The following is a 9,708-nucleotide window of genomic DNA, read 5'->3' as shown; positions in this document are numbered from 1 at the left end:
GTTCGGCGCGCTGCTTCGCCACCGTGACATAGACACCGAGTACGCCGCCCGCCGGATTGTCGGCGTAAGGCAAATGGCCTTCGCCGAACAAATTGTTGGTGATGCCGATGCCGGTGATGCGTGCCGCCATTTCGGCTTCGCCGATGCTGAGCGTCACATTCATCGCAGGTGGATTGTTGATCGTCGCCCAAGCCGCTTTGGCCGAGGCGCGGATCTTTCCCAACCGCGAACCGAACTCCATCTTCTGGCGCAGTTGCACCATCTTTGCATGCATGCCGATCGAGAACTGATGTATGAAAGGTTGGCCATTGGCTGTCGCCACGTCGACCGCGATGATTTCGCCGTCGGCGAAGGATTTCAGCGCTCCATCGAGTGACTGCGGAATGCCCAACCCCCGCGCGAACAGGTTCATGGTGCCGGCCGGCAATATGGCAAGCGCCTTCTTCGTGCCCATCAGCCGCGCGGCCGCGGCGGAAATGGTCCCATCGCCGCCACCCGCCAGCACGACGTCGACAGAGCGACGCGAAGCCGCGCTGTCGAGCGTTTCCACCACGTCCTTGCCGGCGACAATTTCGATGCTGAGCGAGTGCCCTGCCGTCTCCAGCGTCTGATGCATCCTGTCGGAGAAGGCGACGAGGTCGGTGGTGCGCAAAGTGCCGCCATCCCGGTTCAGCACCGCTGCGAATTTCATACCCCGCTCCACCATGTCAGCCAAAAAGTGGCCGGGACACGCCCAGCCGATGGCTGAAACGCGGCGGCGACGGAAAAGGTTCCCTTGACACGAACGGGCTTCTAAGCCGCTCGATCATTTCTGTGATTTCGATTTCCGGACGGCGCGGTTTTGTCGGAACAACAGACTGGTCACAACGTTGTGAACCTGTAGATGCCGCGTCCGACTTTCCGGCGAAGACGCGGCGCATGAGATCAGGCACGAGGAGAGACTATCATGATCCGCAATCTTTTAGCCACGACCGCACTCGCAACACTGATCGCGACGGGCGCATATGCGCAGAGCGCGACGACCCCGGCGCCGGCACAGAGCCCAGCCGTTCAGGAGTCAGGCGCCGCGACGGTCCGCGCAGAGGGCAGCATCGTCACCAACATCATCGGTGAATCCGTCTACAACGGCACCGGCGATGATGCCGAGAACATCGGCAATGTCAGCGACGTCGTCTTCGACAAGGATGGGCAGGCGAAATCCGTCGTCATCGACGTTGGCGGTTTTCTGGGTGTCGGTGCCAAGAGCGTCGCCTTCGAGTACGGCAAGCTGCAGTGGGCCGAAAAGAATGGTGACCGCTGGCTGGTAGCCCAGACGACCAAGGACGAGTTGACCGCTCAGGCGGAATTCGACAGCCAGCCCTACAGTCCGGCCCCCGCACCTGCGGCATCGACCGACGCGACCGCACCTACGGCACCTGCTACGACGGATACGGCACAAAAGCCGGCCGACATGAACGCCGCTCCGGCGGAACCGGTAAAGCGCGCGGACGGTAACCTTGCCACCAACATCATCGGTGAAGACGTATATAACGGAACCGGTGATGACGCGCAGAATATCGGCGACGTCAACGACATCGTGCTGACCAAGGAAGGCAAGGCCGAGTCCCTGGTCATCGGCGTGGGCGGTTTCCTTGGCCTCGGCGCCAAGAATGTCACCTATGATTTCTCTAAGGCGCAGTGGGCCGAGAAGAATGGCGACCGCTGGCTGGTGGCCCAGACCACCAAGGAAGAGCTGCAGGCGCAGCCCGATTTCGACCGCAAGGCCTATGATCCGGCGCCGGCCACGACGGCTTCCAACGAGCCTGCGGCCACCGCTCCGGCTGCTGTGCCGTCCGACACGACGGCTCCTGCTGTCGCTCCGGCAGATAAGACCGCCGAAGCTCCGGCAGCGACCACCCCTGACGCCTCGGCTCCCGACCAGACACAGACTGCCGCCATCGACAAGTCGACGTTGACCGAGATGCCGGTCGGCGAGATTCGTGCCGATGACCTGAAGGGCACGACTGTCTACGGCGCAAACGACGCCAGGGTAGGCGAAATCGGCGATGTCGTGCTTGCGCCTGACAACAAGACGGACGCGGTGATCGTCGACGTTGGCGGCTTCTTAGGCGTCGGTGAAAAGGAGGTCGCGGTTGGTATGGATAATCTCAAATTCATGACCGACAAGGACGGCAACAAATATCTTTACACGACCTTCACCAAGGAACAGCTCGAGGCTCAAACCGCCTATGATAAAGGCAGTTACGCCGAACAGCGCGATCAGCAGCGCATGATCGTAAGGTAATTCTGTTCAGCCCAATGAAGCCCGCGCTGGCAACGGCGCGGGCTTTATTTATGTGTGGCCAGGTGGCAGGCCAGCGGCATGGCCGACGAGGCCGTTCTGGGTCAATTCGGCCAGCGCCAGCGACTGGTCGAGATGTTCGGCCCGCCAGGCGAGCAGCCGTTCGGCGAATTCCAGGCGCACGGTGAGATGGCCGGGGTCGGCCGCGAGATTGTCCAGCTCGCCCGGATCGCTTTTTAGATCAAAGAGCAGCGGCGGCAGATTGCCGCCGAAATGCACATATTTGAAATGCTCCGTGCGGATAACGGCGAGGTTGCATTGGCGTGCGGCGATGCCGAAATGGTTTTCGGCCTCGCCCGCGGCAATCGAGCGGAAGTCAAACTCCCAATGTGCGGCATCGCGCCAGGCCGTAGGGGTTTCTCCGCCCAGGAACGGCTTCAGCGAGGCGCCGTCGAGATGCGGCGCGGGCTTTTGGCCGAGCAGGTCGAGAAGCGTCGGCAAAATGTCGACCGCTTCGGTGAAGCTGTCGACACTGCCGCCGGTCGCCTTGCCTTGGCGCGGATCGCGAATGATCAGCGGAATGTGGTAGCTGCCGTCGAAATAGCCGCCCTTGCCCAGCATGAAATGGTCGCCCATCATCTCGGCATGGTCCGAGGTCAGAACGATGATGGTGTCGTCCCACGCGCCTGCGGCCTTAACCGCTTTCCAGACGCAGCCGAGTTGCGCATCGACCTCGGAAATCATGCCGTAATAGATCGCGCGGATGCGGCGAAAATCGTCATCGCTCCAGTCGTGCACCTTGCCTCTGGCGTCTGGGCGGAATTTTATCTGTTTCTGCCGGCCGAGATCATAGGCAAGATAGGGATGGTTTTCCGCCTCTTCGTGCCAGCTTGCCGCGCGCCGGAAGGCCGGGCTGTCAGCCGGATCGTACATCGTGTTGTAGGGCTCCGGCACAATGAAAGGCGGGTGCGGGCTGATGAAGGAAAGATGCGCGAACCACGGCGTGGCGTCCTCCTGTTCGCCAAGCCAACGCGTGAATTCGCCGGTCAGGAAAGCCGCCGGCGTTTGTTGCCCGGAGTAGACGGGCGGCGCGTTGCTGATGGTCCCGGCCACGCCGTCGGCCAGCGGACGGTGGATGTCGGGGGACCCGGCGCTGGCGTCGACACCTTGCAGTTCCAGCCAGGATAGCCATTGCTTCTGGTGCTCGGGCAGCAACTGGCGCACCGTAAAGCCCGGCAGCACGCCTTCATAGCTTTGCAGCCGCGGATCGCCCGGCGCCAGCAGGCGCGGATCGAGCGAGACGTCGGTGTAGCCGAACAGCGTCGGATCATAGCCCAGGGCGCGAGCCGAGAGCGCGATGTTGCCGTGGCGAGCGTCGAGCGGCGTGCCGTTGCGGCAGACGCGGTTGTTCATCTGGTAGAGGCCGGTGTAGAGGCAGGCGCGAGCGGGCGAACAGGGTGCCGCGCCGCCATAGTGCCGCTTGAACAGCACACCCTCCGCGGCCAAAGCGTCGGTATTGGGCGTCTGCACGACCGGATGGCCGGCTGCGGACAGACAATCGCCACGCCACTGATCGCATGTGATCAGGAGAATGTTGGGCCGCCTGGCTTTTCCAGTCACTCACGATACCTTTTTCGCGGGATGTCGAACGCCGTTCATGGAACCGAATTCCGGCCACGGCGCAAGCCCGACTCTGCGGGCCAATTGGTGAACGAACCTTGTTCCATCGTTCACTTTTACGACACAGTCCATTCTGTGTTTGCCGCCTTTGCCTAAACTGCTCTGGTCCTCATATTGGCGTGGACAGCGGCGAGGGCCGCACATGCACCAAGGAAGGAGCAAGACAATGCTCGACCAGATCAAGGGCCTGCATCACGTCACATCGATGGCCAGGGATGCCCGCCAGAACAACGAATTCTTCACCAGGAAACTCGGCCAGCGCCGGGTCAAGAAGACCGTCAATTTCGACGCGCCCGACGTCTACCACCTCTATTACGGTGACGAGACCGGCACGCCGGGTTCGGTGATGACCTATTTCCCTTTCCCCGATATAGGCAAGGGCCGGCATGGGGTCGGGGAAGTCGGAACCACCGTCTACTCGGTGCCGGAAGGCACGCTTGGCTATTGGGAAAGCCGTTTTGCCGATGAGGGCGTCACCGGCCTGTCGCGCGAAGAGACCTTCGGCGAGAAGCGCCTGGCTTTTGCCGGACCGGATGGTGACGGCTTCGCGCTGGTCGAGGGCAAGGGTGACGGCAGAGCACCCTGGGCGAAAGGCGGTGTTCCGGTCGACCAGGCGATCCGCGGTTTACATTCGGTATCGCTCAGGCTGAAGGATGGCGGCGCCACCGAGGAGCTGCTGAAGTTCATGGGCTATGAGGAAGTCGACAAGTCCGGCAATCTCAGGCGGCTGGCGGTGAAGAACGGCAATGGCGCCGACGTCATCGACATCGAATCGCTGCCGAGCACGGCCTTCGCCGATCTCGGTGCCGGCTCTGTCCATCACGTCGCCTTCGCGGTCGAGAACCGCGCCAGGCAGCTCGAGGTACGCAAGGCGTTGATGGACACCGGTTATGGGGTGACGCCGGTGATCGATCGCGACTACTTCTGGGCGATCTATTTCCGCACACCGGGTGGCGTGCTGTTCGAAGTCGCCACCAACGAGCCGGGTTTCGATCGCGACGAGGATACCGCTCATCTGGGCGAGGCGCTGAAGCTGCCGTCGCAGCACCAGCACCTGCGGCCGTATCTGGAACAGCATCTGCAGAGACTGGAAGGCTGAGGTCATGAGCAAGGACGCTTACATCTACAAGCTGCTGCCCGGTTCGCCGGGTGGTCCATTGCTGTTCGTCTTCCATGGCACTGGAGGCGATGAGAGCCAGCTTCTGTCGCTGGGGCGCGATCTCGCGCCCCAGGCAACCATTATCTCGCCGCGCGGCGATGTGTCCGAACAAGGTGCTGCGCGCTTCTTCCGCCGCACCGGCGAGGGCGTCTACGACATGGAGGATCTGGCACGGGCGACGATCAGGATGGCGGGCTTCGTCAAGGCCCATGTCGAAGCAGCGAAGCCATCGGCCGTGCTGGGTCTCGGCTATTCCAACGGCGCCAATGTCCTGGCCTCGGTGGTGTTCGCGGTTCCAGCCCTGTTCGACGCGTCGGTGCTGATGCATCCGCTGATCCCGTTCGAGCCGCAGGTGAAGGGCAGTCTCGCCGGCCGCCATATTCTGATGACCGCCGGCAAGCGCGATCCGATCTGCCCGCCGAACCTGACCACGCGGCTCGAGGCCTATTTGCGTGCCGACGGCGCCGATGTCACAGTGGAATGGCACGATGGCGGGCACGAGGTGCGGCCAAACGAGATCGAGGCGGCACGGCGGTTCTTTGCCGATGCTGCCCAAGGAGCATAGCGATGCCTGACCAACTGCCTGAGATCGAACTTGAGGATCGCGGTTCCAAGGGCCGCTATGTCCTGCGTGGACCCGATGGCGCAGAGGCCGAGATGACCTTCACCAAGATCGGTGAGCACCAGATCATCATCGACCACACCGAAGTGCCGGACGTCTTTCGCGGCCAGGGTGCCGGGCTTCGCCTCGTCACCCGCGCCGTCGAGGATGCGCGTGCGGCGGGTAAGAAGATCATCCCGCTCTGCCCGTTCGCCAACGCCCAGTTCCGCCGCCATCAGGAATGGGCCGACGTGCTGAAGCGGTAGGGATTTCGTTGCCTGAAACGTTGCGGCAAGCGGCTGCCATCCTCCCGGGGCGGTCTGGCATTTGCGCGGGTGGCGCATCCTGCCTAAGTAGGTATGGTATATCTCAGCCGCCGCCGACAAACGAACCGAATGATCCCCTATGACCGAAACCGATCTCGTTCCCGTCTTCGACGGCCACAATGATACGTTGCTCAGACTCTATCAGTCGAAAGACACGGACGTCGAAAAGCTGTTCATCGAGGGGAAATCGGGCGGCCATATCGACCTGCCGCGCGCGAAAGCCGGCGGCTTCGCCGGGGGCATGTTCGCCATCTTTCCGCCACCTGTCGAGAAATCCAGGCGCGGCGCCGTGCCCCTGGCGCCGAGCGCCGCCGAACCGCTGCCCCCCGAGGTTCCGCGCAATGAGGCGCTGACCTCGACCATCGCGATGGCCTCGATCCTGTTCAGGCTGGAACGGGCCGGAGCGCTCACCGTCTGCCGCAGCGCCGGCGATGTGCGCGGTGCCATGGCGCAAGGCTCGATCGCCGCAGTGTTCCACATCGAAGGGGTCGAGGCGATCGATCCCGAGCTCACCATGCTCGACGTGCTGCATGAAGCCGGCCTGCGTTCCCTCGGCATCGTCTGGAGCCGGCCGAACGCCTTCGGCCACGGCGTGCCGTTCCGCTTCCCGTCCTCGCCCGACACCGGCCCCGGCCTCACCGATGCCGGCAAGGCGCTGGTCAAGGCCTGCAACCAGTTGAAGATCATGATCGACCTCTCGCATCTCAACGAGAAGGGCTTTCGCGATGTCGCGGCGCTCAGCGATGCGCCGCTGGTCGCGACCCATTCCAACGTGCACGCGATCTGCGGCCATTCGCGCAACTTGACCGACTGGCAGCTCGGCGCGATCCGCGAAACCGGCGGCATGGTCGGGCTGAACTTCGCAACCGGCTTCCTGCGCGAGGATGGTCGCATGAATGCCGACACAAGCCTCGACATCATGGTGCGGCATATCGATTCGCTGCTGCAGGCGCTGGGTGAGGACGGCGTTGGTCTTGGCTCCGATTTCGACGGCGCCATGATCCCGGCCGTCATCGGGGATGTCGCCGGCCTGCCGAAGCTGATCGATGCATTGGCGGCACGCGGTTTCGGCCGCGCACTGATCGAAAAAATCGCCTATCGCAACTGGCTCAATATGCTCGAGAAAACGATAGGTTAGAGACAGCCTGCGGCATGGCGTGTGCGGCCCGCCGGCATATGTCGACAAGGACATACTTCGTCGGTGGAAGCCGGATGCGATTGGGTGGATAGCCGGCAATGCTGAAGACCTTCACGGATGAGGGCGGCGAATTCGAGCGAACCGATGTCGTCATCGTCGGTGCGGGTTTCACAGGCCTGTCGGCGGCGCTCGAGATGAAGAAGGCCGACATCGATTTCATTCTGCTCGAAGCAGGCGACCGCGTCGGCGGACGCGTCGAGTCCCGCCTGAACGGACTTGGCGAACGGATCGATAGTGGCGGCCAGTTCCTGTGCGAGGACATGCCGGAATTGATGGCGCTGATCGAGGCGCGCGGCAAGACGCTGGTTGAAACCTATGTCGATGGCGATTTCATCACCCAGCCGACGATGTCCGTACAACGAGCAGAGCGGATCTATGACGCGGCAATGGCAATCCGCGAGCGCATGAACGGGATCGATCCGGACGACGTCTCGATTGCCGGACTGACCGTTGCCGACTGGCTTGCCCGCCAGCGCGATTCGGCCGACGCCAGGGCCGTCTTCCGTTCGATGATCGAAGGTCTCTGGTGCATGACGCTGGATCAGATTCCTCTCTGGTATCTGATCGACAATGACCGACGCGTCACCAACGAGGTGCCGGAGCTGCAATATTTCGTGCGCGAAACCATGCATTCACTGGCCGACGATCTGGCCCGCGACCTCAGTGATCGGTTGCGGCTCAGCGAGCCGGTCACGCGCATCGAGTATAGTTCGCAAGGTGTTCTTGTCGTTTCGGCCGGGGGTGCCATCGAGGCGCGCACGGTTCTGGTTGCCGTCCCCCCGGCGACGGTGACGGAGCTCGCCTTTGCCCCCGCCTTGCCATCTGGACTGGGGCGGGCGCTCGGCGCCTGGAAAAGCGGCGCGGCTATCAAGATCCTGGTGCGCTATGCCAAACCGTTTTGGCGCGGGCGGGATTTGAACGGCATGGTGATGTGGCTCGATCCGCCGGGGCTGTTTGCCTGCGACGCCGGCAAGGATGCGGAGCATGCCGCGCTCGTCGTGTTCGTCGGCGGGTCGCTCGCGCTGCGCTGGCGTGACCTCGGCGAGGTGGAACTGCGTGCGGAGGTGACCGGCCGGTTGGAGGCAGCCCTTGGCCCGGATGCCGGTGATGTCATCGATTTCAGTTTGCGTGACTGGGTAGGAGATCGCTGGAGCGGCGGCGCGTACAGCGATCTTGTTGTCGACGTGACAGCAAGAGATGCCGAGCGAACGATCCTTGCCGGCGCACCGCCGGTGTATCTCGCCTGTTCAGAACTCTCGCCGTCGTTTCCGGGGTATGTCGAGGGCGCCATCATTGCCGGGCGTATCGCCGCGCACAAGATCATTGCCGAGCTTCAAGCTCCGGTCTGAGCCTGGTCTTTTCGAAAAACTGTTTGGCAAGATCGGGTCAGGTTGCGCCTCGAGCCCGAGCGCCGTCGAAGCTATGCCCGATTTTGCCCGACTTCGCCCGAATGCTGTTTCGAATTGGTTACAGTGCCAGTCCTTCGCCACCCCATCGTCGTTACAAAGTGCGGATAAGTTCATTTCACCGCCAAAAGAAACTCAGCGAAGGGGAAGGCAATGCATGCGAAAATCCAGACGATCCGCGGCGAGAGCCGCCTTCAGGCTCCAGAGCGCAATGACCGCCGTCCGAAACTGGCGCTGCGCCAGCGGGCCAGCGACCACCCCATGGCGATGTTCATGGTGCTGGCTGCTTGCGCCTTCGTCGGCATGGCGTTCACGCCGACAATCGGGCCGGCCTTCGCTTCGTTGAATCCGCCGTCCAATCTCATCGACGGCGCGCAGACGACGACCAGGACCGCGCGTCTGCCGGTACCGGTGACCGACTTCGCCTGCAAGGGCCAGACCTGGGGTGCCGAGAGTATCGATTGCCTGCGCGCAATCGCCGAACAGTCCGGAACACACAAGAGCCGCGCCATCCGCATGATCGCCACTGCCGCACCGTTGGCCGACACGCCGAATATTTTCTGATTTTGTCGTAGCACGATCCGAAACCGTTCCCGTTTTGGGATCATGTTCTGGACTCCCCGAGCGCTCCCTCCAGCGCGCTCTTCTTCGGCCCCCGCCCCCGGGGGCCTCTTTTTTATCCTTTAAAGGCCGCCTGTTCGGCAATGGCAGACAGCACACTGCGCACATCAAGCGTGCTGAACGGCTTTTCCAGGATCTGCGGCCGCTGCTGTGCCGGCAGGGCCTCGATTTCGGCTTTCGCACCGATCAGGTCGCCTGTGACCAGCACGAAACGCCGCGCCAGGTCAGGCTTTTCGGCGAGCAGCTCGCGATAGATCGATATGCCGCTGACGCCGGGCATGCGCAGGTCCGAAAAGACGATGTCCGGCGGCATGTGGCCGCTCAAAGTGGCGGCGGCCGATTCCCAGACAGGAACGATCCGCGACTTGATGCCCATCAGCTCGAGAATGTCGGAGAGCGAGCCGGCGACATCCGGCTCGTCGTCGATGATCAAGGC

At 62.7% G+C, this 9,708-nt stretch carries 10 protein-coding genes; 7 read left to right on the top strand and 3 right to left on the bottom strand.

Annotation, left to right across the window (positions count from 1 at the left end):
* Positions 1-691 (bottom strand): diacylglycerol kinase family protein (locus EN964_RS13900; protein ID WP_127276447.1); only part of this gene is annotated, 691 nt, incomplete at its 3' end.
* Positions 692-946: 255 nt separating this feature from the next.
* Between EN964_RS13900 and EN964_RS13895 the strand changes: the two genes are divergently transcribed.
* Entirely contained in the window at positions 947-2,284 is a 1,338-nt protein-coding gene (locus EN964_RS13895) for a PRC-barrel domain-containing protein (protein WP_127269169.1), read from the top strand.
* Between the two features lie 48 nt (positions 2,285-2,332).
* Here the strand turns inward: EN964_RS13895 and EN964_RS13890 are convergent, their stop codons facing one another.
* The gene (locus EN964_RS13890; RefSeq protein ID WP_127271286.1) at positions 2,333-3,901 is read right to left on the bottom strand and encodes an alkaline phosphatase family protein; all 1,569 of its coding nucleotides are present in this window, start codon (positions 3,899-3,901) and stop codon (positions 2,333-2,335) included.
* Between the two features lie 226 nt (positions 3,902-4,127).
* Here EN964_RS13890 and EN964_RS13885 point away from each other — a divergent pair, with 226 nt between their 5' ends.
* From EN964_RS13885 to EN964_RS13860, 6 genes are all read left to right on the top strand, one after another.
* Entirely contained in the window at positions 4,128-5,060 is a 933-nt protein-coding gene (locus tag EN964_RS13885; protein WP_127268952.1) for a VOC family protein, read from the top strand.
* A 4-nt stretch (positions 5,061-5,064) separates the two neighbouring features.
* Entirely contained in the window at positions 5,065-5,685 is a 621-nt protein-coding gene (locus tag EN964_RS13880) for an alpha/beta hydrolase (RefSeq protein WP_127268953.1), read from the top strand.
* A gap of 2 nt (positions 5,686-5,687) precedes the next feature.
* Complete coding sequence (locus EN964_RS13875; RefSeq protein ID WP_013529296.1) at positions 5,688-5,987, top strand: GNAT family N-acetyltransferase; 300 nt, start codon at positions 5,688-5,690, stop codon at positions 5,985-5,987.
* A 139-nt stretch (positions 5,988-6,126) separates the two neighbouring features.
* A complete protein-coding gene (locus tag EN964_RS13870) occupies positions 6,127-7,185 on the top strand; it encodes a dipeptidase (protein ID WP_127268955.1) in 1,059 nt (352 codons plus the stop codon).
* A gap of 98 nt (positions 7,186-7,283) precedes the next feature.
* On the top strand, positions 7,284-8,594 hold the full coding sequence (locus EN964_RS13865; RefSeq protein WP_127268957.1) for a flavin monoamine oxidase family protein: 1,311 nt from the start codon (positions 7,284-7,286) through the stop codon (positions 8,592-8,594).
* A gap of 210 nt (positions 8,595-8,804) precedes the next feature.
* Positions 8,805-9,215: a hypothetical protein gene (locus EN964_RS13860; RefSeq protein WP_127271289.1), complete on the top strand. Its 411-nt coding sequence runs from the start codon at positions 8,805-8,807 to the stop codon at positions 9,213-9,215.
* A 112-nt stretch (positions 9,216-9,327) separates the two neighbouring features.
* Here EN964_RS13860 and EN964_RS13855 read toward each other — a convergent pair.
* Positions 9,328-9,708 (bottom strand): response regulator (locus EN964_RS13855; RefSeq protein WP_127276445.1); only part of this gene is annotated, 381 nt, incomplete at its 5' end.

Origin of the sequence: Mesorhizobium sp. M7A.F.Ca.CA.001.10.2.1 (assembly GCF_003998575.1) — a bacterium.
Lineage (GTDB): Bacteria > Pseudomonadota > Alphaproteobacteria > Rhizobiales > Rhizobiaceae > Mesorhizobium.
This window is presented reverse-complemented; position numbering and strand designations above follow the sequence as displayed.

Bases quoted from the DNA above. Each gene is read 5' to 3' on its own strand.
- EN964_RS13895 (WP_127269169.1), top strand. From the start codon at position 947: ATGATCCGCAATCTTTTAGCCACGACCGCACTCGCAACACTGATCGCG.
- EN964_RS13885 (WP_127268952.1), top strand. From the start codon at position 4,128: ATGCTCGACCAGATCAAGGGCCTGCATCACGTCACATCGATGGCCAGG.
- EN964_RS13880 (WP_127268953.1), top strand. From the start codon at position 5,065: ATGAGCAAGGACGCTTACATCTACAAGCTGCTGCCCGGTTCGCCGGGT.
- EN964_RS13875 (WP_013529296.1), top strand. From the start codon at position 5,688: ATGCCTGACCAACTGCCTGAGATCGAACTTGAGGATCGCGGTTCCAAG.
- EN964_RS13870 (WP_127268955.1), top strand. From the start codon at position 6,127: ATGACCGAAACCGATCTCGTTCCCGTCTTCGACGGCCACAATGATACG.
- EN964_RS13865 (WP_127268957.1), top strand. From the start codon at position 7,284: ATGCTGAAGACCTTCACGGATGAGGGCGGCGAATTCGAGCGAACCGAT.
- EN964_RS13860 (WP_127271289.1), top strand. From the start codon at position 8,805: ATGCATGCGAAAATCCAGACGATCCGCGGCGAGAGCCGCCTTCAGGCT.